At 33.1% G+C, this 26,246-nt stretch carries 19 protein-coding genes; 11 read left to right on the top strand and 8 right to left on the bottom strand.

Annotation, left to right across the window (positions count from 1 at the left end; translation table 11 throughout):
- Positions 1-4 precede the first annotated feature (4 nt).
- From rpmG to Q0783_RS07640, 5 genes are all read left to right on the top strand, one after another.
- Complete coding sequence (gene rpmG, locus Q0783_RS07660; RefSeq protein WP_031444791.1) at positions 5-187, top strand: 50S ribosomal protein L33; 183 nt, start codon at positions 5-7, stop codon at positions 185-187.
- A gap of 68 nt (positions 188-255) precedes the next feature.
- Positions 256-408, top strand: coding sequence for a DUF4295 domain-containing protein (locus Q0783_RS07655; protein WP_008271041.1), 153 nt, complete (start codon positions 256-258; stop codon positions 406-408).
- A gap of 143 nt (positions 409-551) precedes the next feature.
- A complete protein-coding gene (gene ftsY, locus Q0783_RS07650; protein ID WP_298894317.1) occupies positions 552-1,526 on the top strand; it encodes a signal recognition particle-docking protein FtsY in 975 nt (324 codons plus the stop codon).
- A gap of 338 nt (positions 1,527-1,864) precedes the next feature.
- Complete coding sequence (locus tag Q0783_RS07645; RefSeq protein ID WP_298894316.1) at positions 1,865-2,293, top strand: SRPBCC domain-containing protein; 429 nt, start codon at positions 1,865-1,867, stop codon at positions 2,291-2,293.
- A 31-nt stretch (positions 2,294-2,324) separates the two neighbouring features.
- A complete protein-coding gene (locus Q0783_RS07640) occupies positions 2,325-3,998 on the top strand; it encodes an amidase family protein (protein ID WP_298894315.1) in 1,674 nt (557 codons plus the stop codon).
- Here Q0783_RS07640 and Q0783_RS07635 read toward each other — a convergent pair.
- The gene (locus Q0783_RS07635) at positions 3,995-5,086 is read right to left on the bottom strand and encodes a serine hydrolase (RefSeq protein WP_298894314.1); all 1,092 of its coding nucleotides are present in this window, start codon (positions 5,084-5,086) and stop codon (positions 3,995-3,997) included. The genes Q0783_RS07640 and Q0783_RS07635 overlap by 4 nt on opposite strands.
- Positions 5,087-5,191: 105 nt before the next feature.
- Between Q0783_RS07635 and rimO the strand changes: the two genes are divergently transcribed.
- The gene (gene rimO, locus Q0783_RS07630; protein WP_298894313.1) at positions 5,192-6,496 is read left to right on the top strand and encodes a 30S ribosomal protein S12 methylthiotransferase RimO; all 1,305 of its coding nucleotides are present in this window, start codon (positions 5,192-5,194) and stop codon (positions 6,494-6,496) included.
- A 5-nt stretch (positions 6,497-6,501) separates the two neighbouring features.
- Here rimO and Q0783_RS07625 read toward each other — a convergent pair whose 3' ends face one another.
- From Q0783_RS07625 to Q0783_RS07610, 4 genes are all read right to left on the bottom strand, one after another.
- Positions 6,502-7,353, bottom strand: coding sequence for a class I SAM-dependent methyltransferase (locus tag Q0783_RS07625; RefSeq protein ID WP_298894312.1), 852 nt, complete (start codon positions 7,351-7,353; stop codon positions 6,502-6,504).
- A gap of 22 nt (positions 7,354-7,375) precedes the next feature.
- Positions 7,376-7,918, bottom strand: coding sequence for a DUF4287 domain-containing protein (locus Q0783_RS07620; protein WP_298894311.1), 543 nt, complete (start codon positions 7,916-7,918; stop codon positions 7,376-7,378).
- A gap of 126 nt (positions 7,919-8,044) precedes the next feature.
- Positions 8,045-8,983: a cadherin repeat domain-containing protein gene (locus tag Q0783_RS07615; protein ID WP_298894310.1), complete on the bottom strand. Its 939-nt coding sequence runs from the start codon at positions 8,981-8,983 to the stop codon at positions 8,045-8,047.
- Positions 8,984-9,210: 227 nt separating this feature from the next.
- On the bottom strand, positions 9,211-11,145 hold the full coding sequence (locus Q0783_RS07610) for a hypothetical protein (RefSeq protein WP_298894309.1): 1,935 nt from the start codon (positions 11,143-11,145) through the stop codon (positions 9,211-9,213).
- Positions 11,146-11,373: 228 nt separating this feature from the next.
- Here Q0783_RS07610 and Q0783_RS07605 point away from each other — a divergent pair, with 228 nt between their 5' ends.
- The 5 genes from Q0783_RS07605 to Q0783_RS07585 all read left to right on the top strand — a co-directional run bounded on the left by Q0783_RS07605 (position 11,374) and on the right by Q0783_RS07585 (position 21,204).
- Complete coding sequence (locus Q0783_RS07605) at positions 11,374-12,021, top strand: outer membrane beta-barrel protein (RefSeq protein WP_230936395.1); 648 nt, start codon at positions 11,374-11,376, stop codon at positions 12,019-12,021.
- A gap of 123 nt (positions 12,022-12,144) precedes the next feature.
- Positions 12,145-12,654: a T9SS type A sorting domain-containing protein gene (locus tag Q0783_RS07600; protein WP_298894308.1), complete on the top strand. Its 510-nt coding sequence runs from the start codon at positions 12,145-12,147 to the stop codon at positions 12,652-12,654.
- 32 nt (positions 12,655-12,686) lie between these two features.
- Complete coding sequence (locus tag Q0783_RS07595) at positions 12,687-15,017, top strand: hypothetical protein (protein WP_298894307.1); 2,331 nt, start codon at positions 12,687-12,689, stop codon at positions 15,015-15,017.
- Positions 15,018-15,049: 32 nt separating this feature from the next.
- Entirely contained in the window at positions 15,050-20,509 is a 5,460-nt protein-coding gene (locus Q0783_RS07590; protein WP_298894306.1) for a T9SS type A sorting domain-containing protein, read from the top strand.
- Complete coding sequence (locus Q0783_RS07585; RefSeq protein WP_298894305.1) at positions 20,506-21,204, top strand: hypothetical protein; 699 nt, start codon at positions 20,506-20,508, stop codon at positions 21,202-21,204. The genes Q0783_RS07590 and Q0783_RS07585 overlap by 4 nt, the downstream gene beginning before the upstream one ends.
- Positions 21,205-21,266: 62 nt before the next feature.
- On the opposite strand, the gene thrC is transcribed toward Q0783_RS07585, so the two are convergent.
- From thrC to thrA, 3 genes are read right to left on the bottom strand one after another with little or no spacing between them, the layout of a single operon-like run.
- Positions 21,267-22,562: a threonine synthase gene (thrC, locus tag Q0783_RS07580; RefSeq protein ID WP_298894304.1), complete on the bottom strand. Its 1,296-nt coding sequence runs from the start codon at positions 22,560-22,562 to the stop codon at positions 21,267-21,269.
- Positions 22,563-23,483 (bottom strand): homoserine kinase, encoded by a 921-nt coding sequence (locus Q0783_RS07575; protein ID WP_298894303.1) that lies wholly within the window; start codon positions 23,481-23,483, stop codon positions 22,563-22,565.
- Entirely contained in the window at positions 23,483-25,927 is a 2,445-nt protein-coding gene (thrA, locus tag Q0783_RS07570) for a bifunctional aspartate kinase/homoserine dehydrogenase I (RefSeq protein WP_298894302.1), read from the bottom strand. Before thrA ends, Q0783_RS07575 begins: the two co-directional genes overlap by 1 nt.
- Positions 25,928-26,246 lie beyond the last annotated feature (319 nt).

Here is a 26,246-nt window from a genome sequence, read left to right as displayed (position 1 = left end):
TACAATGGCAAAAAAAGGAAATAGAATACAGGTTATATTAGAATGTACAGAGCACAAAGAATCTGGAATGCCAGGAACTTCTCGTTACATTACTACGAAAAATAAAAAGAATACGCCAGATAGAATGGAGATTAAGAAATTTAATCCAATCCTTAAGCGTATGACAGTTCACAAAGAAATTAAATAATTAGAGATTTTCGTAAGAAAACTCAAATAATACATAAATAAGAGTTATCTCTCAAAATATATAGAGTCATGGCAAAGAAATCAGTAGCATCATTACAAACAGGATCTAAAAGACTTACTAAAGCAATCAAAATGGTAAAATCACCAAAGACAGGTGCTTACATGTTTGTTGAGTCAGTAATGGCACCAGAGTTTGTCAATGATTTTTTAAACAAAAAATAAATTAGATATTTATATCTAGTGACGAACTGCTTTCATATTTGAAAGCAGTTTTTTTATGTCTATATTTGAGCAGTTTTCTGCCAAAATAGCAGAAAAAAAATTCGGCTCGATAGTTGACTAGAACTTATAAATAAGTATAACGAATGAGTTTTTTTAAAAAGATATTTTCTTCGGAAAAAAAAGAAACCTTAGACAAAGGGTTAGAGAAATCGAAAACGTCGTTTTTCTCGAAATTAAATAAAGCAGTTGCAGGTAAATCCAAAGTTGATGATGATGTATTGGATAACTTGGAGGAAGTGCTAGTAACTAGTGATGTTGGTGTAAATACGACACTTAAAGTTATTGAACGTATCGAAGAACGTGTGTCTAAAGATAAGTATTTAGGGACTTCAGAATTAAATAAGATCTTACGTGAAGAAATTGCTGGATTGTTGTCAGAGACCAATTCTGGTGAAGATACAGATTACACGATTCCTGAATTACCAAAACAAGAAGATGGCTCAAAAACACCATATGTTCTTATGGTAGTAGGTGTTAATGGTGTAGGAAAAACAACAACCATTGGTAAATTAGCGTATCAGTTTAAAAAGAAAGGACTTAAAGTCGTTTTAGGAGCAGCAGATACTTTTAGAGCTGCGGCAATTGACCAACTTCAGGTTTGGGCAGATCGCGTTGATGTGCCTATGGTACGCCAAGAAATGGGAAGTGATCCTGCTAGCGTAGCTTTTGATGCACTACAATCAGGTGTAACCCAAGATGCCGATGTGATTATTATTGATACTGCTGGACGTTTACACAACAAAGTGAACTTAATGAACGAGTTGAGTAAGGTGAAACGTGTGATGCAAAAAGTGGTAGGCAATGCACCTCACGATGTGTTATTGGTTTTAGATGGTTCTACAGGGCAAAATGCCTTTGAGCAAGCTAAACAGTTTACTGCCGCTACAGAAGTCTCTACATTAGCCGTTACAAAATTAGATGGAACTGCTAAAGGAGGTGTCGTTATTGGTATTAGTGATCAATTTCAAATTCCGGTTAAATATATTGGTGTTGGTGAAGGGATTGAAGATTTACAGGTCTTTAATAAGTATGAGTTTGTAGATAGTTTTTTTAAATAGAGAGCAGAGCATTTTGAATAACGAAAAAGTTTTAAGAACACTTTCAATTGTTACTTTTGCTTATGCACTTATTCGAGTACTCTATTATTTACAAAAGATTGTTTACACTTACCTTGATGGAACAAGCAGTCCTTTAATTCCAAAATACTTATGGAAGTTTGCTACATTTCCGAAAATTATACTATCTCTAATTTTTATAGTTATAGCAATATATACCTATAGAAGCTTTAAAATGAAACACTATAATGCTCTCATAATTTGGCTTCTTTTTGTCTATTCTGTTTTGTTTATCTTTATAGGACATTATATTTATGATTTTATAAATACATTCAATCCTTATGGCTCATAGTATCTATTTCGATTTCTACATTGAGGCACCAAAACAAAAAGTCTTTGATGCCTTTACTTTACCAGAACATTTAAATAATTGGTGGCCTTTAAAGTCGTCTGGAAAACCAGAATTAGGAGCAACCTATAACCTTAATTTTACCGATGCATACAATTGGTTTGGTGAAGTCACAAAAGTTGAAACTAATGACCATTTTTATTTGAAAATGACAAATGCCGATACCGATTGGAACCCAACAACTTTTGGGATTACTTTAGAAGAGCATGACAATAAGACCTTGTTTAAGTTCTCACATACCAATTGGCCAGAGAATAATCATGAATATAGAAATTCTTCATTTTGCTGGGCACAATTACTAAAAGACCTAAAAAACTACATCGAAAACGGAACGATTATTCCTTTTGAAGAACGCAGTTGATTTTTCCGTATTTTTATTAAAAATACAAATCATGCGTTTTATACTTCTATTCTGCCTTATTCTAATTACCTACAACTGTAAACCTTCTGATGAAAAGAAAACATCTTCAGAAGATACTCAAGTCGCTGAAACAGCTAACGACAGTGATGATCTAAGCGATATTTCTACCAAAGACTTTAGAGAGTTTAAAGTTTTAGATTCTAAGTATATTAATACTACTGAGCTTTGGGATGTTATAGATGATGACTTAAAAGATTTTACCGAAGACGACTATTTTACATTAAAACCTCTTATTCTTGATCAGGATATTCCTTCACTTCAAAAGCATATTTCTGAAGGTCTGCTTAGTTATGAGTCATTAACAAAGTTTTATTTATATCGTATAAAAAAGTTTGATCGTGAAAATGAGTTGTCATTAAATTCGGTGATTGCTTTAAATCCTAACGTTATAAAACAAGCAATAGCAAGAGATAAGTTGTTTCAAGAAGATAAAAAGAAGTACAAGCATCCAATTTACGGCATGCCTATTCTTTTAAAAGATAATATAAATACATCCGAAATGCCAACAACAGCAGGTTCTGTAGCTTTAAAAGATAATACGACCGAAGATGCTTTTATAGTCAAACAACTTAAATCTAAAGGTGCATTAATTCTTGGAAAAGCCAATTTAAGTGAATGGGCATATTTCTTTTGTGGTGATTGTCCAAGTGGTTATTCTGCAATTGGTGGTCAAACCTTAAATCCTTATGGTAGGAGAATTATTGATACTGGAGGCTCTAGTTCTGGAAGCGGTGTGGCAGTTGCAGCTAACTTTTGTGTAGCGGCTATTGGGAGTGAAACTTCTGGTTCGATCTTATCGCCTTCTAGTCAAAATTCTGTAGTTGGTTTAAAACCTACCATTGGTTTGGTAAGTCGTAGTGGTATTGTGCCAATTTCATCAACTTTGGATACTGCTGGACCTATGACTAAAAATGTAATGGATAATGCCATTGTATTAGACGCAATTTTTGGATTCGATAACGGCGATTCTAAGAGTATTAACACAAAATGGGGCGCCAGTTTTTACTATGGGAGTTTTGGTGTTGCTAACAAGTTAGAGAATAAGAGATTTGGAGCTTTTAAAGGTTTGATGGACGATGAGTTATATGCCAATGCTATATCTGTTTTAAAAACTCAAGGTGCAGAAATTATTGAAATTGAAGCCTTAGATGTTAACCTTCCAGGGTTTTTACGATTGCTGAATCTAGACATGAAAGTAGATTTGGTCAACTATTTAAAAAATTATGGAAATCAGTATTTAGAGTATGCCTCTATTGAAGATATTATGGATTTTAACCGAAAAGATAGTATGCGTATAATGCCTTACGGACAAAAATTATTTCAAGGTATTTCAGATGATTCTGCAACCGATGAAGAGTTTACAAAAATAAAATCGATTTTAAAAACAAACGGAAAACGCTTTTTTGATGAACCCATGACTGCACATAATTTAGATGGAGTTTTGTCTATTAATAACTATCATGCTGGTTTTGCTGCAGTAGCAGAGTATCCTGCATTAACTGTTCCGATGGGTTACGCTGAAAACGGAGCTCCTAAAGGTCTAACCTTAATAAGTTCACCTTTGCGAGAAATAGACCTTTTAAATTGGGCTCGTGTTTATGAACAAGCATCTAAAATGCGAAAGGCACCAACAAATTATAATTAGTCAATTACAGCATTAATTTTTTCCCATAAGTCATCATCAAAAGTAGAGAGTGCAAAGTTGATATCGTCGGCAGCTTCTCCCATTCTAATCACCACTAAGTCTTTACTTGGAACGATATAGATCTTTTGGTCGTCTCGTCCTAAAGCGCAATACATATCCTCAGGTGCATTTGGAATTAATTCTCCTGAAAACTCAAGCTGCGTTTGTGGTAGGCGATACGTTGATTTGCCATTGAGCCACCATAAATAACCATAAGCTTGATTTAAGGATTGAGAGGTGCTTGTCGCTTCATTTAAGAAAGACTGAGACACAATTTGATTCTCATCCCATCTGCCATTAGCAGCAATCATTAAACCAAATCGAGCCATGCTTCTAGTGTTGCTCCAATACACATTGATGTCACCTAAAGGAATCCAAGCACCTGTCATTCCTATTTTATTTTTTAAATTCGTATTGAAGTAAGAGTTCCAAGTTTGATTGCTTGCCGAACTTATAACATCTTGAAGCTTAACAAATACATTATGATAGGCCCAACGATTGCCTGCATCTGCCAAGTATTGAAGATTATCTGGAGAAAAGTCATCACCAAGACTATCATCTAAACCTGAGTTCATTGACAAGAGATTCTTGCATGTAATGAGGTTTTCTTTGTCTAGCGGAATACTTGTCCATCCAGTTCCTATATAATCAGATACTTTATCATCAATAGTCAACAAACCGTCATCATGTGCAATTCCCATTATTGTAGTTGTTAGTGTTTTTCCTGCACTAGCCCAGTACCAAGGAGACGCATTGTTATGACCATTCATATAAGCTTCTACCACAATTTTTCCATTGTGAAGTATCATAAAACTCTTTGTGTTTTTTTCTTCTAGAAAGTTTAAAAGTGGTTGAAGTCCTAGATCGTTCCATTCTAATTCTGCTATAGATTTGGTGTCCCAGGTTTCACTACCATCAATTGGAGGGAAATAAGTGCTTTCAGGTTCTGGTGTCCCATCAATAAAGGTTTGAGTATTATCATCGTCTGAAGTACAATTGTATAAAAAGGCGAAGCAAACTAAAATAAAGGCACAGTGTACAAACTTCATAAATTGAGATTTCATAATTGGACTATTACGTATGATAAAGGTTTAATCTTCTGAAAACAAATATATCACAAATCATTACGTATCTTTGCAGCCTGAAATTTGACTATGAGAACTAAATCACTTAAGAAAAATAAGATCAACGTCGTAACGCTTGGTTGCAGTAAGAATGTTTACGACAGTGAAGTATTGATGGGACAACTAAAAGCCAGTGGTAAAGATGTTGTTCATGAAGAAGAAGGAAATGTTGTTGTCATTAACACGTGTGGTTTTATTAATAATGCTAAGGAAGAAAGTGTAAATACCATTTTGGAGTTTATGCAGAAAAAGGAGGCAGGTGATGTAGACAAAGTATTTGTAACAGGTTGCTTAAGTGAACGTTATAAACCAGATCTTCAAAAAGAAATACCTAATGTAGATCAATATTTTGGAACTACAGAATTACCACAATTATTAAAAGCTTTAGGAGCAGATTACAAACATGAATTGATAGGTGAACGATTAACAACGACACCAAAAAATTATGCCTATTTGAAAATCGCTGAAGGTTGTGATAGGCCTTGTAGCTTTTGTGCGATTCCTTTAATGCGTGGAAAACATAAAAGTACACCAATAGAAGAGTTGGTTATTGAAGCCGAAAAGCTGGCTGCTAATGGTGTTAAAGAGCTCATCTTGATTGCTCAAGATTTGACCTATTATGGTTTGGACCTCTATAAAAAACGAAATCTAGCCGAATTACTAGAGCACTTAGTTAAAGTTGAAGGAATTGAATGGATTCGTTTGCATTATGCATTTCCAACAGGTTTTCCGATGGATGTGTTAGATATTATGAATCGTGAACCAAAGATCTGTAACTATCTTGATATTCCATTACAGCATATTTCAGATGCTATTCTGAAAAGTATGCGTCGTGGCACAACCAAAGAGAAAACAACTAAGTTACTCAAGGAATTTAGAGCTAAGGTACCCGAAATGACCATTAGAACGACACTGATAGTTGGTTATCCAGGAGAAACTGAAGAAGATTTTCAAACACTTAAAGAATGGGTTAAGGAGATGCGTTTTGAACGTTTAGGATGTTTCACCTATTCTCATGAAGAAAATACACATGCTTATAATTTAGAGGATGATGTTCCAGAAGAAGTAAAAATCGACAGAGCCAACCAGATCATGGAAATTCAGTCTCAAATCTCATGGGAATTGAATCAGACTAAGATTGGACAAGAGTTTAAAGTGGTGATTGATAGAAAAGAAGGCAATTATTTTGTGGGTCGTACCGAATATGATTCGCCTGATGTTGATAATGAGGTTTTGATTGATGCGACATCAACGTATTTAAAAACTGGTGAATTCACTACAGTTAAAGTGATTGAAGCCGAAGATTTTGATTTGTATGCAGAGGTGCTAAGCTAAATCCTTTATGTATCTTTTTTCAACACGTAAAAATGCTCGTTTAAAATAAGGTCTTTTTCAAGTTGTATAGGGTTGTTATAAGTTTTAGATAGACTAAAGTAATCTTGATGGTCAATGAGTTTGTAATTCTTTATGTTTTCGTAATATATATCATTTATTGTTTGGTAATCGCTTTCTCTCATATTGATGACTTTTTTACCAAAAAAATCTAATAATCTTTTAAAAGCTTGAGAGTCTTTTAAACTATCTTGAAATGAACCACTACCTATAAAATCACCTGAGTGTTGAAGCGTGTCAAAGAAATCAAATAACCTGTTGGTTTCTGCTCTGTCCAGAAAGAATAAAACCCCTTCTATAAGAATAAAAGATTTACGATTGCCTTTAATAGCTTCTATTTGTTCTCTAAGTTTATCTTCGTAATCGTCACTAAAATCTACACCAATAGAATAGATACGACGTTTAGGAAGTATATTTTTATGTTGCCAATCGTCTAGTTTTTCGGTTTTGTATTGTATAATTTCAGATTTGTCAATTTCAATATGAATAAGGTTTTTATCCAAAAGAAAAGGATACATACTAAAACCACATCCAAAGTTAATGAGTACTTCTACATGATTTGTATCTATTAATGTTTTTAGAGTATCAAGGAAATATCGGTTTCTCAGGCAGTGTGTTGCTGCTTCTTCAGAAGACACTTTTTCGAGATAGTCTTCAATCCATTTTTCGGTTTTTGGGTTGTTCCAAAGTTTAGCAAAATAATCCTCGCTCAACGCTTCATTTGAAGATCGAAACATGGACGTGACAAATGCAGTTTCATGTATTTCTATGTGCTTCTTTTTATCTTCGGAATTTGACATATTTCCATTGTATTAACACTCATTATTCTGACTTTATATAGGCTTCCCTCATCCAATCGGTCAATTCTTGATCGATATCACTTTCTGATGTAATTTGCACACGATGGGTACACATGGTTCCAAAAGGACCTGAGTTACCTAAACGATCGGTTGTTGGTTCTCCAGGAAGTTTAAGACCTAAGTCTATACGTGTTTTGGTTGCCGGTTTTATTAATACAAATTGGCGTTTCCTAATCACACTAACACTAGTTTTTTTTGGCGTAACAGTCACATCATTTCCAAAACTATTAACAACACTCAACAGTTTTTCATAAATAGGAAATAATGCCTCTTTACCTTTATATTGATTAGATACTAAATCATCTGAAGTGTGTTGTTCATCTTTAGATAATGTTACAATCGTATTAGCAAACCCGTGAGTAACACCATGTTCTTTTTTTAGGAAATTAACACCTTCAGAATGTTTAACAAAAGCTTTGTCTTTTAATATCGATTTCCATTGGTCTAATGACTTACCAGTTTTTTCTAGCATATTATTGATCATCGTTTGTAGTGCTTTGTCCATATCGAAACGGTTTTCTGAAAGTTTATTGTTTTTAAAGATAATACAAGTTAATAATATTTCAGTTTAACCTAATAAAAAAGAGTAAGCATTATACTTACCCTTTTAAACAAACTAACGTGATTTTGGCTAATCCCATTGTTTCATTGTTGTACTTAAGCCTTGGTAAAGGAAAACTGCATTGATATTACCATTTGTAATCATATTAGTATCACCACCATCTCCCCAACCATAGATTGTTCCTGAGATGTTTTTATAACCAATACTATTATTTGCAAATATAGCAAGGTGTGCTTCTGCAGATGTTGCGGTTGCATTTCCTTTAATTACAAAATAGTTATACTCTGCGTTGTGCTCTGGTAAGGAAGTTCCGATAGATTCGTAAGTTCCAAACTCATCACCTTGTGATAATTTAACTTTACTGCCTGAAATATTATTTGCCCAAGAGTAGTGTTTAAACGCAAAAATGTAACTGCCTTCTGGCATGGTATCTCCATTTCTATTTGCTAAAAGAGAATTGCCCGAATTTTGTTGAATATTTGCTGTACTTGAAAAATGACTATCTGTTGCTCCACTTTTAGTAACTTCTGCCAAGTAATTGGCCAAATCATTGTATTCGCTTTCAGTAATGCTAATCCATTCACCATCGGCAGCATTGTCATAAGCTGTTCTCGAACTATTTAAGAAAGCAGCAATATCATCTATATTATTAATTGAAACAATCACAGCCTTGTTTTCGGTATCTATGCCATTGGTGGCTTTAACCGTAAGAGTAATTACAGGATTAGCTTCATAATCGAACACTTGCCAAGCTAATACTCTTAATTCTCCTGTATCACTGTCTATACCCATGGCTTGCGAAATAGATTGTGAGGTAATGCTAAAGGTTACTTCTCCTGATAGGTTAGAGTTAATTGTTGTAACTAAATCTCCCGATGTTGGATATTCATCAATAGAAGCTTCTATCGTATTGTTTGAAGCTGGAGGGTTGCTAGAGTCATCTTCACTTGAGCAAGCGAAAAATGTAAGAGCTATTAAAAGGGCAAAAAGTCTAACTTGAATGTTCATAATACTTGTGTTTTGTGGTTTTGTAAATAAGTTTTTGTAGCGACTTGCAACTGGTAAAGTCTGCAGCCTAACCAGAGCAAGGCACCACAAAACTGGTTGCCAAATTAATGACACAACAAACCTACAATCAGTAAGTTATGATTAAAAATAATAGAGGTGGACATCATGTGGACACCTCAAAATATGGATAAGGACAAGAAGTGGACTTTAGTTTTTAAACTTCTCATTTACAGCTCTATAACGAGTTCTTGTAATGAATCTTCCGTAGAAAGTTGTAATTTTTTACGTAGTCTGTATCGTGCCTTTTTAACACCTTCGGCAGAAATGTTTAAAATGTTTGCAATTTCTTTACTTGAGAGATTCATTTTCAATAACGCCATAAGTCTTAAGTCATTTGTAGAAACTTCTGGGTAGGTCTTCATGACCTTAGCGTTAAAGTCTTTATGTACGTCTTCAAAATAGGTTCTAAATTGTTCCCAATTACCATCATTATTAATATCCAGGTTTATAGTATTGATAACCTTTTGATAATTTCTTGAATTTTCAGGACCAGATTTTAGCTCTTTGAGTTGTGATTTTAAGTCTAATAAAACCTCATTTTTATGAGCCAGATGGAGTGCATGTGTGGTTAGTTCTTTTTCTTTAAATTCAAGAGATGCGTCTAATTTTTCTCTTTCTGCTTTATTTCTCTGTATCTTTTGACGTAATCCGTATAACAATAAACCGGCTAGCAGAAGCAAAGAGACAATACCTATAATTAAGAGAAGTTGACGTGTATGTGCTACTTTTTCTTGTTCTTTAAGTAATTCAATTTCAGATTTTTGTACCGCAATTTCTTTTTCTTTTCTATTGGTTTCATAAATAATTTTTTGCTCTTCAGCTAAGCTCGTTCTTAGATAACTATTAAGCGAATCTTTAGCATCACTACTTTCTTGTAGTTCACTATAAGCTTCATTAAATCGCCCCAGCTGTTTAAGAGCACGAGATTTATACAGTTTTGACCAACTAATATCTTTAAAGGAATTTATAGCCTCAGCATCTTTTAAGCAATAATTAAAATTTACTAGTGCTGCTTTAGGCTGGTTTATTTTTAAATTTAATTGACCTTGTGTTAAATTGTAATCATAATGCGCACCACCTCTTTTGAGATCATCATCTAGCTTATTATAGTCTTCAAGATAAGATTTGGCTTCTGTAATATGGTTCTGGCGCGTTTCTAATTCTGCCATTTGTATTAATGTTTTAGCCGTATTCCGTCTTAAATTAATCATTTTTGAAATTTGTAAGGCCTCTTCAAAGTTTTGCTTAGCATCGTCATAGCGCTTAAGTTCCATTAAACCAATACCTTTCATACGAAGTAATTGCGCTTTCATATTATTTTGTCCGATAACATCGCTAATTTCAATACCAATATCTAATTGTGAGATACCAGATTCATAATCAAACATTTCTAAATAGAGTACACCTGTCTTGTAATAGGTTTGTGGTAAGTATAGCGAGTCGTTAAATTGTTCTCTTAACTCAATAGCTTCGAGCATTTTTGATAAGCTAATATTTCTATGACCTCTTTCTAGTGCAATGTCACTTTTATGTTCTAACATAGTAGCCATTAAAGCAGTGTCTTTATGTTTTAGAATTAAAGGTTCAATTTCATTTATGATGCGCTCTATACTGTCTTGTGGTTTTGAGAGTGCTTTCATGGTAATTATAATGTTAGACTTGATTGTCAATCCTAAAATAGTATCACCAACTTTCATGAATTCGTTACCAGATTTATCTAGATACTTCATAGCATCGTCATAATTGCTCTGTGTATATGAATAGTTGGCCTTTACAGCATATAAATTCGCCAAGCCTCTTTCGTATGTTTTTGTTTTATAAATCGTTTCGGCACTATCAATATAGGTTTTAGCCTTTTGCGGATCTTGATAAATAATCATCTCAGCTATAGTTAATTGCTCTGTTGCTCGAATGCTATCATTTTTTGCCGTATTAATTATTTGCTGCATGCTATCCACTTTTTTTTCTAACTGTGCATTTAAATTGAAATGTATTCCGAAGACTAATAGAAAAAATAGAAAAGCTAATTTGTCCACGTTCGAGTAGACATTATTCTGAAATTTTAAAACTGGGACATTTTTGGTACGAGATTTTGATTCCATGTTTTTTGGTGGTTAGATTATTCAAGATACTAACATTTAATGGTATAAATTATATTCTTGATAATCAATTAGTTGTATGTTATTTTTTAAACTTTAATTGCTTAATATAAATATCCTCAAATTTTTATTTGCATGCTTTTTTTGATGGTGGACAAATGGTGGACAACGCAATATTTATAAAAAACCAGGCCTTATTTTATCTAAATTGCTTCAACAAAAACTGGTTTCATGATAAAGAATTATTCAATTCTGATAGTTGTTCTATTACTAAGTAATTTATGTTTTTGCCAACAACTCAGCTTTGAGTTTGGCACAACGGTTTCGTCTTTTGATTATGAAAACTCACAAGGGCAACCTCTCAATAATTTACTCTCTAAATCGAAATCCTATTTTGGTATGGGTTACAGACAAACTATAAATAATAGCAGAACATTGTTTTTGTCGCTAGGTGCATCCTACAATAGTTATGCTGCAATTGGTAGTGAGTCTAGTATTGATAATTACTTTGAATGGGATGTGAGTTACTTAGGCGTAAAAGCAGGATTAGGAATAAAGATGTTTGAGCTAAGAGATCTAAGCTTTTTTGCTAACGTTTCTATGGCTTCAGAGTTTTTGATAAGAGGTAACCAAACGATAAACAATGATGTTTTTAACCTTGTTGGAGAAGAAGAGTTTAATAACAATATTTTATTCTTTAGAGGAGGAGTAGAGATGCAGTACCCTATTTCAAGAAGTACTGCAATTTTTGTGGGTTATAATTATGGAAAATCAGTATTGATTAGTAGTGGAAAGAATGCTGAAAAACTGAATTTGAATGCCCATCAATTTGGTTTGGGTTTTATCATAAATCTACCTAAATGCTATTGCAGTTATTAAGCAATTGAGCATTTAAGTAGACAAATGGTGGACATATGAACTGTTTTTTAAATAAATGAATAATTACTTATAAGTTTAAGCTACAAACACTATTAATAGCTTGACAATAAAAAGAATAAAGCAATGAAAACTTTAATATGCATACTAGTACTGTTTGGATTTTCACAAGAATTTCTGGCACAAGATAATTCAGGATATCGCATAATGAGATCAAGTCTTGGCAGCAGTGGGTCTTCTCAAAATGTAGTTACTACAAAAGGAACTTACAAAGTGAGTCAAAGTGTAGGTCAAGCAAGCGTTATTGGAACACATTTTAACAACGGTTACTATTTAAGACAAGGTTATCAGCAACCTTTAAGCAATATAATCGCTGTTAAAGGTCATGATTATAACCTTGAAGCTGAAGTATATCCCAACCCTTTTAAAGAATCAATAACTATTGCATTTAGTAATTCGATACTAAAAAAAATATCTGTGATGATGTTTGATGTAGACGCTAAATTAGTCCATTCTCAAGAATTTTTACCAGCTCAAAAAATCAAATTAAAAATTAATGGTATTGCAACAGGAACTTACTTCTTAAAAGTGATTTCTGGTAGCAAACACTTTAATACAAAACTTATAAAAATTTGAAAAAGAAATTAATAATTATAAACCCATCAATTATGAAAAGAATACTTACTCTTACACTGTTTATTTGTTTAATGTCGCAGGCATTTGCACAGACGGATGGCATTTCATATCAAGCCGTAATTATTAGTCCAGATAATTTAGAATTACCTGGAGTGGATTCGGAAGGTAATTATTTGCCAAATACAACAATAGCCATAAGGTTCACAATATATGATAGTGGCAATCAAATAGAATTTCAAGAAGTTCAAGTTACAAATACAGATGAGTTTGGACGTATCAATCTTCTAATCGGTGATGCAGAACACGATTATTTTAAGGAAATAAGTTGGGATGGCACTCCCAAAGATTTAAAAGTAGAGATTGATTTTGATGCTGGTAATAATTTTGAAACCATGAGCAGGGAAAGATTAACGTTTTTACCTTACGCTTATCACAGAAACATTACAGCTACAGGAACCTTAACCGTAGATGATAGAACATATTTAAACGGAGAATTACAGGTGGAAGGACCAACAAATTTAAGTAGTACTTTAGATGTAAATAATGGTAATGCTACTAACCTAACAGGAACTTTAGACGTTGATGGCATTGTAAATCTAAATGAAGCCTTTAATGTAAACAACGGTAGCCCATCAACATTAACAGGAGATTTAGGTGTTAATGGGAATACTGCCTTAGATGGAACTTTAGATGTACTAGGATTAACAACCTTGAACGATTTAATTGTGAATGGAGAAGCTAGTTTTGGAGACCTAACAGCAGAAACATTAAAAGTCACAGATTCAACGCATTTGGATGGCGGACTTAATGTAACTTCAGATTCACAGGTAAAAATAACGTCAACTTTAAATGGATCCGATTTAGACATCAATAAATATCCATTGCTAATTGAAGGTGGAAACCAAGGGATCGCGATTAAAGTGAATGCAGTAGGTGCCAGAAATGAAAACAATTATATTTCGTTTTGGGATGAAACATCACCAAATGACGTGTCTGAGTTAGCACCATTAGCAGGTATTGGAGGTGCTGCTAATGTTTTATGGGAGTTGTTGAGTGGTGGAGCGCCATTTGAGCCATGGGTGGATTTTTATGGCAATGACGCAAATACAGTCTCTGGTGTTACGATTCCAAATTATGATAATGCACCAATGCTTTGGGGAAGAATTGAAGGCGAAACAGTTGAATCTGAGTTTACTAATAATGCAGATTATAATTTAGATAGATTAAACGTAATTTATGATGTTGTAGATGGTTCTTTAGATTTGGTTTGGCAAACAATTGATGTCACAATAGCAGGTATTGCTTTAACTTCAGCATCTGCAGATGTAAGAGCTTGTGTTGGGTTTGGTGCTTGTGTAGTATCACCAGGACCAGCAAAAATAGCCGCAGAAATAGCATCTTTAGCACTTGAAATAATTAAGGAAATTGCAGCTATAGCAAACGAGATTTTTGCTGTTAGAAACTTGCAAGTTTTTGACTATAACAAACAAAAATTTAAAGGAGTTTCATATGCATCTGGTGCAGGAGATTATGCAGAGTATCTCATTAGAGCAGATATAAATGAAACGATGTCGTATGGTGATATTGTAGGAGTCAACGGAGGAAAAATATCCAAAACTACTAACGGATCTCATAGAATGATGGTTATTTCTTATAAACCAATTGTTCTTGGAGCATTACCACAACCTCAATTAGAAAAATACTATGAAAAAGTAGCTTTTATGGGACAAGTACCTGTAAAGGTTTATGGGAAAGTAAATATTGGTGATTATATCTTACCTAGCGGTAATAATGATGGTATAGGTATAGCTGTATCACCAGCCGACATAAAACCTAGAGATATTAAAAATATTGTTGGTGTTGCATGGGAATCGGTCGATTTTAAATCTGGTTTTAACTATGTAAATGTTGCAGTTGGTTTGAACGCTAACGATACGAGTCCGTTTATTGAAAAATTAGAAGAACAGTTTTTAAGTCAGGCTAATGAGATCAATGAATTAAAAAAACTTTTACAGCAGACCATTGAGAGAATCGTTGTTCTTGAAAATGGTACTTCAGTCACAGATATTAATAACTCTCACCTAGATGAAGATGCTACGAGTGGGATGTCTGCCGATGGACGTAACTATACCGTTGAAAATGATATCATATATTATGAAATAACAGATGCCGACATAGAAAACGGATTAAAACTAGCCGAAAAAATGATGCAAGATCAAGGTATCGACACTATGAAGCATTTAGTGTGGAAGAAATTAAAAGAAGACCCTAGCTTTAAGCTTAAATTCACTAATTCTTTAAAAGATAAGTTTGATCAACACATTCATTATCACAAGGAGGTTATTAAAGAAGCTAAAAATTAAAATAAACGCGTGTTTCAAATAACTAAAGTGTTATGAAAAATAGTTTTCAGTTTTTAGTGATTACACTGTTGTTCGCTTCATCCATCTTAAGCGCACAAACAACATCTATTCCCGATAATAATTTCGAAAATTATCTCGAAACACATGCCGAGGACGGCTCTATAGTAGCTGTTGGAGATGCTAATAGTATGGGAGATGGAATCGCGAATAATAATTTAGTACTTACAGATAGAATATCTAATGTCGTCACACTTAGTGTCATTGATTTAGAAATTGCTGACCTTACAGGGATTGAGGATTTCGCGAGCATTGAAATTTTACTATGTAATGATAATAGGTTGGAAACTATTGATGTTTCAACAAACACTAATTTAAAATTATTAAATGTATCAAATAATAGAATAGTAGGTGAATTGGTCTTGAGTAATAACTTAGATTTAGAAGATCTATTTTGCTCTTCAAATCAAATTAATACACTCAACTTATCAGCTAATACGATACTAAAAAGTCTTGATGCTTCTAATAATTCTTTAACCAACTTAGATTTAAGTACTATTAATTCACTAGTCTGCCCCAATCCGCAAACAGATCCAATTACATTGTGCCAAGGTTCAGCTTTAATTAATGTATCTAGAAATCAATTAACATCACTCATAGTAAGTAATGGTTTTAACGACCTTATTGCTTTGTTTGATGCCAGCGATAATCCAGATTTATTCTGTATTCAAATCGATAACGGTTTTACGCCTTCAGGATGGATTAAAGATGATTGGACCTACTACAGTGAAACTACTTGTACCAATATTTACACTTACATACCAGATGATAATTTTGAGCAAGTATTGATCGATCAAGGCTACGATGATGTTATAGATAATTTTGTGTTAACAGAAAATATAATTGACATTACAAACTTAGATATTTCAAATGCATCAATTTCTAATTTAATTGGAATTGAAGATTTTTCTGCTTTGGGAATTTTAGATTGTAGTTTTAATTCGATTGAAAGCGTAAATTTTTCAAATAATGGAATGATGTTTCAATTAGATATTTCGAATAATGATGTATCTGTTTTAGAATTAAATACCAATACAGCTTTAATAAACCTCAACTGTGCTAGCAATGTAATTGATTCATTAGATTTAAGTAATAACACAGCACTAGAGATACTCAATTGCTCTAATAATGCGCTCACCAGCATAAATGTGAGCGGTAATTTGATGTTGAATAATTTTGACTGTTCGACAAATCTGATTGAAAGTTTAGATATAAGATCAAATACAGTTTTAACAAGTGTTTTATGTAACGATAATAACCTCTTTGCCTTATACATAGATAATGGAAATAATACTGCAATAACGTCCTTAAATGCAACTAATAATACAAATCTATTTTGTATAAATGTAGATGACGTGGCATTTGCCAATGGCGCAGCAGGTTGGCTAAAAGATGCAATAGCAACATATAATCTTGACTGCGGTACTTATATACCTGATGATAATTTTGAACAAGCTCTCATTGATCAAGGTATAGACTCTGATGGAACACTAAATAACTTTGTTGCAACTATAGACATCATTGCGGTAACTGTTTTAGATGTTTCAGGGCTTGCAATTGCAGACTTAACAGGTATTCAAGATTTTGATGTATTACAAAATTTAAATGTGTCAAACAACCAGCTTACTAGTTTAGACTTGAGCGCGAATACTGATTTAGAGCTTTTGGATTGTTCGATAAATCAAATTGAAGATCTAGATTTCACAGCGAATACCGCTTTACTATCTGTGACTTGTAACTTAAATGCATTAAAAACCTTAAATGTTGAAAACGGAAGTAACGGATCCCTGACCACCTTTAATGCTACCGGAAATCCTAATTTATTTTGTATCAATGTTGATAATGCCATTGTAGGAAGTATTCCTGGAAGTTGGCAAAAAGATGATTTTGCATCATATGATGGCGATTGCCTAAATAGTCGTTTTACCTTAATTCCTGATCCGTTTTTTGAACAAGCACTCATTGATTTTAATTACGATGATGTTATAGATGGGCAAGTATTAACCTCTAACATTGAGCATTTAGAAGTGTTAAATGTTAGTGATGAGAGCATTTCTGATTTAACTGGAATAAGAGATTTTAAGTCGTTAATAGAGTTAGACTGTAGTGGAAATTATTTAGATGATTTAGACGTTAGTAACATGATTTATTTAGAGCGTCTCAATTGCAGTTCTAACTATTTGCTTACAAATGATGTAAACGATACCAATGGATTATTTGACACAACTGGAACAGTGAGTTTGATAGAATTATTCTGTGCAGGAAATAATTTAACTAATCTCAATACATCCATAAATACGAATCTCGAAATTTTAGATTGTGCAGATAATAATTTAGACGTTCTAGACATATCAGGCAATACGTCTTTAAGAGAATTGAATTGCTCAAATAATGATTTAACAAATCTAGACATTAGCAATAATGTAGCTCTAGAAGGTCTTAATTGCAACAGTAATAGTATAAATAACTTAGTAACCACAACAGTAAACAACACAACTCTTGTTAGTATTACTTGTGTTAGTAATAATCTTTCAGATGTATTGGTTGGTAATTATCAATCGTTAACTACTTTAAATTGTGCATCGAATGATTTAACTCAACTTGATATTTCATCCAATACTGAATTAACGTTTTTATCATTCACTGATAATCAAATTTCAGATATAAACCTTCAGAATAATATCAATTTAGTTGAAGCGCAAGGATCTCAAAATAATTTGTCACAGCTTAATGTTACAATGAATGTTGATCTAGAACAATTAAATTGTAGTTTTAATGACATAACACAATTAAACTTAAGTTCAAACACACTTCTAGAGTTTTTGTCGTGTTCAAATAACCAATTAACTACTCTAGATTTAACTCCTAATACGAACTTAATTGAAGTAGACTGTAGTTCTAACCTATTGACAACTTTTGTCTTGTCTAACAATTTGGGAGCCTTAAAACGATTAAATATTAGTAGCAATCAAATTAATGATGCTATAGATTTAACTACAATGGCAATTTCCGCATGTATATATAATGTCAACCAAGATGAGTTTTGCCCAGAAACTGTAGTTATAAATGTGTCTAACAACCTATTCGATTTTGTTAATATTCAAAATGGTATGAATGCAGATATTGCAAGTTTTAATGCTACAAGTAACCCTAATTTAACTTGTATTCAAATTGATGATACTAATGCTATTGGTGTAAATTGGATTAAAGATGATGCTACAAGCTATAATGAAGATTGCAATTTTGGCGAAACCTATGTGCCTGATGATAATTTTGAACAAGCCTTAATCAATTTAGGGTATGACTCTGGTCCTTTAAATGACTATGTATTAACCGAAAATATAGAAGAGCTCATCAGTTTAGATGTTAGTGGAAATACTATTGCCGACTTTACAGGAATAGAAGATTTTATTGCTTTGGAAATTTTAAATTGTTCTAATAATAACTTGAGTGAAATAGATTTAAGTTCTAATACTAACTTATTAAATATCAATTGTTCTAATAATGTACTTTCAGATTTAACTATTGAGAATAGTACGGCTTTAATCGTACTTGATTGCTCTGGAAATTCAATAAACAGTCTAGATCTTAGCGCAAATTCAGACCTTTCAGATTTGAATATTAGTAACAATGCATTTACATCATTTTTGCCAAGTGAGATTTTGTCATTAGAAATTTTTAATTGTGATGACAACCAAATTATTGAACTCGATTTTCAGCAGAATCAATCTCTTACAAATATCAGTTGTCAGTCTAATCTGCTAGAAACACTTAATATTAAAAACGGGCAAAATGCGATATTAACTAACTTAAATGCCATAAATAATCCAAATTTAGTTTGTATTGAAATCGATACTGGCTCTGTGCCTGCTGGCGCAAACTGGACTATAGATGCAACAGCGCAATTTGCTACAGAATGTTTTTTCGGACAAACATATGTACCAGATGATAATTTTGAGCAAGCTTTAATCGATTTAGGTTACGATTCTGGATCATTAGATGATTATGTATTTACCGAGAATATCGAAGGTCTTACATTTTTAAATGTAAGCGGAAGAGGGATTTTTGATGCAACAGGTATTGAAGCGTTTGTAAGTTTAACAAGTTTAGAGATAGATGACAACAGTATAGCAACATTAGACTTAAGTAACAATTCTCTTTTGATAGTTTTAAATGCTTCAGAGAATATGCTCACAGATTTAGACCTATCAGCTTTGTTAAATTTAACAACCTTGAATGTCTCCAACAATAGCTTGACGCAGCTTAACTTTGACACCAATTTAAGTCTTTTAGATTTGAATGTTTCAAATAATCTATTTACAAATCTAAATGTAGAGAATTTAATAGATTTAGAAGAACTAAACTGTGCCGCAAATCAATTAAGTAGTCTGAGTGTTACCCAAAATACTAATTTAACCCAACTGCTTTGTCAGTCAAATATGTTAGTTGGAGATCAACTCAATTTACAAAATGGAAATAATGAAAATTTGCAACTATTTAATGCATCAAACAATCCAGGTTTAGGTTGTATTTTAGTTGATGATCCCGTTGCTGTAATTTCTAATACTGATGGTACTTATGATAATTGGATTAAAGATGATTCTGCTAGTTATCAAACCATATGCGAAGATGCCGATAATGATGGCGTTCCAAATGAAGATGATCTTTGCCCTAATACCGAATTTGGAGCTGCAGTAGATTTTACAGGATGTGCCTTTCCAGATTTACCAAATGATAATTTTACCGTATCAATCACTGGTGAAACCTGTTTAAACAGTAATAATGGTAAAATTACTATTGTAGCCCAAGAACTTTACACATATACAGTCACACTTACTAATGATGAATTTTTTCAAGAATATAACTTTACCAATGATGTGGATATTTTTAATCTCTTGGCTGGAACCTATGAAATGTGTATTACCATCGAGGAATGGCCAGATTATGTGAGTTGCTATACTATTGTTATTACCCAACCAGATCCGCTGGAAGTTTTTGCAAGCAGAATGGCATCAGGAAATGAAGTGTCTCTTGATATGTCTGGTAGTTCTAGTTACAACATTAAATTTAATGATGAGACATTCACTACCCATAACTCAACAATTACCCTAGAGTTACAGCAAGGTATAAATACATTAAAAGTAAGTACAGATTTAGAATGCCAAGGGGTTTATGAAGAGCGCATATTGATGACAGAAGATTTTCTAGTGTATCCAAACCCTTTTGAAAACAAGATTAATATTTACAATGGTATTGAAGATGAAGAAGTGAGTGTTAAGTTGTATTCTATATTAGGACAACTGGTTTTAAACAAAACTATTGTAAACGAAGGAACGAATATGAGTATAGACACTACTAACTTACCTGATGGTATATATCTAATTATCGTAAAATCAGAAACGATGACATCTACATTAAAAATCGTAAAAAAATGAAGCAGATAACCTATTTAATTTGTGTAGTAATTTTGGTGTTGGGATGCAGCGATACTACAGATGATGGACCTATAAATGGAAATGGAATAGGGCAGGATTCACCAATTGGAGTACAATTGATTTTCCCACAAGAAGATTCTTTGTGCAATGAAGGTGAAAATCCAACACCTACAGAGAGTACTGTTTTCTTTGAATGGGAGCCCAATGATAATGCAGAGAGTTACACACTCACTGTAGAAAATTTAGATACTGGTGTTGTTACACAGCACGAAACATCAGACTTTATATTTCCTGTAACCATAAGTCGCGCTGAAGCCTTTAGATGGTTTGTAGAATATAATTATCAAGGGGAAGCTAAAGTGAGTGCTAGTTGGAATTTTTACAATGCTGGTCCAGGTGTTCAAACCTATGCACCTTTTCCTGCCGAAATAATTTCACCAAGTATGGCTCAAACTATTTCTGCCACAAACTCAGTCACATTAGACTGGAGTGGAAGTGATGTTGACAATGATATTGTAGGCTACGATGTGTATTTTGGAACCAATAATCCGCCGAGTTTAAATACAAGCGATATGTCTGTAGATCAATTAACAGTTTCGGTAACATCAGGTAATACATATTATTGGAATATAATTACCAAAGATGCTGAAGGCAATTCATCTGAGTCTGGTGTTTTTGAATTTAGAATTTTATAGTAAAGTTAATCGGTAAATGTATTAACAAAGAACTTTAGGTTCTATGATGAGGCCATACTAATTTAAGAACGTAATAGAAACGCTTTTAAATCTTTGTAGTTTGAAATTTTGGTAGCTACCTTTTCTTTGTCTATAACGTCTTTAATTTGATGAGGTAACTCAATTTTAGTTTGAATAACGTCTTCAACCACATTCAGAAATTTTGTTGGATGAGCGGTTTCTAAAAACACACAATGTACATTATTATGGGATTTCAAATGTGCTTTACAGCCTAAATAGCCAACAGCGCCATGTGGATCAGCAATATAATTGTATTGCTCATAAATCTCTAGCAGAGCATCTTTGGTCTCTTTATCAGAGTAACTGTATGACGATAAGTTATTTTTAAGTTGATTAAAATCATTATTGTAAATCTCTTGAATACGTATGAAATTACTTGGATTACCAACATCCATAGCATTGCTAATGGTTTGTACTGATGGTTTCGGATGGTATTTTCGAGTAGTTAAGTATTCGGTTACAACATTATTTGCATTGTTAGCAGCTATAAAATGTTTAACTGGTAGACCCAATTGTTGTGCTATCATTCCCGCACAAATATTTCCGAAATTCCCACTAGGAATTGAAAATACAATATCATCGTGTTCGTTGTGCAACTGCTGATAGGCAAACATAAAATAAAACAGTTGTGGTAACCATCTGGCTACATTGATTGAATTGGCAGACGTCAATTGCATTTTATTGGTAATGGATTGGTCTAAAAATGCTTTTTTAACCATATCTTGACAATCATCAAATACACCATCTACTTCTAGAGCAGTTATATTTTGTCCAAGTGTTGTGAGTTGTTTTTCTTGAATATCACTCACTTTTCCCGAAGGATATAAAATCACAACATTCACACCTTTTACACCTAAGAAACCATTGGCAACTGCGCCTCCTGTATCACCAGAAGTAGCCACCAATACAGTAATGTCATTTGCATTATTTTGATTAAAGTATCCCAAGCATCTAGCCATAAAGCGCGCACCAACATCTTTAAATGCCATAGTTGGACCATGAAATAATTCTAAAGATGATATGTGATCATTTAGTTTTACAATTGGAAAATCGAAAGATAAGGTCTCTTCAATAATTGTTTTTAAAACAGATTCAGGAATGTCCGGACTTACAAATTGTTGAATCGCTTCAAATGCAATTTCAGAACGTGACTTACGATCAATAGTTTCAAAGAATGATGCAGGTAAAGGTGTTATTTTTTTAGGAAAATACAATCCTCTATCTGGTGCAAGCCCTTTGATAACAGCATCTGTGAAATTCGTATTTGGTGCTTCTCTATTGAGACTGTAGTAATTCATTTATAAAATTTTTATCCCTTCAGTGTTAATTTCTGAAATGTATATTTCAAAAGGAATCTTGGTTTTTGAATATATATTCTGAATGGCTTTAGCAACATTTTGAGCAGTTTCATTTCCGTGACATAAACTGAAAATAGAGGGGCCAGATCCAGAAATACCGCAACCTAATGCCTTGTGTTTTAATGCATGTTCTCTTACTAGGTCAAAATGAGGAATAAGTCGACTGCGATGTGGTTCTACAACCACGTCTTTTAATGAATTACTCAAGAGCTCATAATCATTGATATGCAATGCGTGTACCAAGCTTCCTACGTTTGACCACTGTCTTATAGCATCTTTTAACGGAATTTCTTTTGGCAAAATGGCACGTGCTTCAGCCGTTTTTATTTCAATCTGCGGATGGATAATTACGGCAAATAAATTTTTAGGTGTAGGCAATTGTAATACCTCAAGAGGTGCAACAGATTTTACAAGTGTAAATCCACCAAAAATGGCTGGAGCTATGTTATCTGCATGCTCACTCTTACTAGCTAATGCTTCTCCTTTCATAGCAAAGCTGGTGAGTTGTGTTTTATTATAAGGTTTTCCTAAGAGTTCATTCATACCAAATACGCTCCCTACAGCGCTTGCAGAGCTGCTTCCAATACCGCTTCCAGGTTTTATGTTTTTGTAGATTTCTATCTCAAACCCATAATCTGGCTGTACATCATTAAGCATAGCCAAAGCAGAAACACCAGCCACATTTTTCTCAGCTTCAAAAGGCAAATGATAACCTTCAATTTTTGTAATATGAATTCCTTTTTTATCCGTTTTTCTAATGATCATTTCATCACCAATCGTATCTAAACAAAATCCTAGTACGTCAAATCCGCAAGAGACATTTGCAACAGTTGCAGGTGAGAATATTTTGAGTTCTTTCATTAGTTATTTCCTATTCTAATTATATCAGCAAAAAGACCTGAGGCAGTAACATCTGCACCAGCACCAGCACCTTTCACTATAAGAGGTTGCTCTGGATAGCGTTCGGTATGAAACATGACAATATTATCTTTACCTTCTAAATTATAAAATGGATGCCCTTTAGGAATTTCTTTTAATCCAACTTTGGCTTTACCCTTTTTTAATTCTGCTACGTATTTAAGTTGGCAATTATTCTTTTTGGCAGATGCATAAAGATTTTGGAAATGAGCTTCACTAGCTGATAAAGTGTCATAAAAATCATCTACAGAATTACTTTCTAAATTGTCTTTTGTTAAAAACGAGTTGTTTTCAATATCTTCAATTTCCATGACCATACCATTTTCCCTAGCTAAAATCAATAGCTTTCTAGCAACATCAATTCCACTTAAATCTATTCTTGGATCCGGTTCTGTATAGCCTTCAAATTGTGCTCTTTTTACCGTGTCATGGAAGTTGTTTTTATTGCTAAAATTATTGAATACAAAATTTAAACTACCTGATAAAACGGCTTCAATACTAGTGACTTTGTCACCAGAAGCAACCAAATTATTTAACGTATTGATAATTGGTAATCCTGCACCAACATTGGTCTCGAATAAAAAAGGAGCATTGTATTTTAACGAGAGTCTTTTCAAATTTATATAATTTTTATAAGAACTAGCGCATGCAATTTTATTACATGCTACAACAGCAATACTTTGTCTTAAATACTCATCATAGAGGTTCGCTACGGCTTCGTCTGCTGTAATATCAACAAAGATGCTATTTCTTAAATTAAGTGCAATTACCTTGTCAAAAAAGCCTCGCAAACTTGATTTGTCTGCGTAATGAAATTGAGCGGCCCAATTATCTAAATCTATTCCATCTTCATTAAAAACCATTTTACGTGAATTAGCCATTCCAACAATTTTCACATCGATTTTTAATTTTTTCTTTAAAAATGAATGCTGTTGCTGAATTTGATCAATAAGTTTTTCCCCAACATTACCAACTCCTGTAATGAAAACATTAAGGCGTTTCGTTTTAACTTCAAAGAAGCTTTCGTGTAGCGTATTAAGTGCTTTTTTAACATCCTTATTAGCAATTACCGCTGAAATGTTTCGTTCTGAAGCACCTTGAGCAATAGCTCTAATATTAATATTGTTTTTCCCCAAACTTCTAAACATTTTACCGCTAATACCTTGATGATTTTTCATATTATCACCCACTAAGGCAACTATGGAAAGATCATTCTCAATAATTATTGGATCTATTTTATGAAGTGATATTTCATATTCAAAGGTACTATCAACAGCTAATTTTGCTGCATCTACATTGTTCTCATCAATTCCTAAACAAATGGAATGTTCTGATGAAGCTTGGGTAATTAGAATGATATTGATTTTTTCATTTGCTAAAGTTTCAAACAAACGTTTAGAAAACCCAGGAATGCCAACCATTCCACTCCCTTGTAAGGTGATTAGTGAGATGTTACTAATGTGGCTAATTCCTTTTACAGCCAGTCCGTTTTCTTCACCAGAAGTAGAAATTAGTGTACCCTCATCATTAGGTTTTAAGGTGTTTTTTATTAGAATTGGAATCTCTGCATCTAAAGCAGGTTGCACTGTTGGTGCATATAAAACTTTGGCGCCGAAATGAGATAGTTCCATGGCCTCTTGATACGATAATTTTTTAATTGGAATAGCCTGCTTTACTAACTTAGGATTAGCTGTGAACATACCACTAACATCAGTCCAAACTTCAAGTTGATTAACTTTTAAAGCTGAAGCAACAATAGCAGCAGTAAAATCGGATCCTCCACGGCCTAGAGTTGTTTGCTCTCCAGATGTTGATTTTGAAATAAATCCAGGCAATATGGTGATGCGTTGTGTGGCTTTAGAAAAATAATTAGTTATGTTGGTGTTGGTGCTGTCGAAAACGACTTCACCTTTGGTGAAATTTGAGTTAGTCACAATGAGCTCTTGACTGTTTTTTCTAAGACAATCCATGCCTCTTTTTTTCATTGTCTCTGCAATAATGAAAGAAGATAATAACTCTCCAAAACTTAGTAATTTATCAGATGTTTTTGGAGATAATTCATTGATCAAAAAAATACCATCTAAAAGATGTTTTAACTCCTGTAATGTCTCAGTCAAATGAGCTACTATTTTTTCATTTCCTGTAGGAATTAATTCAGATAAAATCGAATGGTGTTTTTGTGCAATAGTATCAAATTCTGAACTATAGTTTTCATCTTTTTCTTGAGCTAATTCACCAGCTTTTAGAAGTTTGTCAGTAATACCTCCAACTGCTGAAACGACACAAATAACAGCATCGTCTTTTGCGTAATTATCAAGAATAGTTATGACATTATTTATGTTTTTTGCTGAACCTACTGAAGTTCCTCCAAATTTTAAAACATTCATTTGTAGTTATTTATAATTGAATTGGGTTTTCTTTATTAATCCTTGAGAGGGATTTGTAATGTATTGAAGATTTAATATACTAAACACCCCTAAGGGTAGACTTACGATAAGTTATCTCGATGTCTATCGCAGTAAACTGTAAGAATATTTTTGTTTCGTTTTGCATAAATAATAGCCTATACCTTTCAAATGTATTATTTTTACAAGAATAAAAAAACTTAAAAGGTTATTTTACATTTTTTTCAGTTTAAAACAGAAAACATGATGTTATGCAGCTTTTAAGCGATAAAAACTAACAATTTAACAACTGATTATAAAC

Origin of the sequence: uncultured Psychroserpens sp., assembly GCF_947500255.1 — a bacterium.
Taxonomy (GTDB): Bacteria; Bacteroidota; Bacteroidia; order Flavobacteriales; family Flavobacteriaceae; genus Psychroserpens.
Note: the sequence above shows the minus strand (reverse complement) of the source record. Positions and strands in the feature narration are given on the sequence as shown.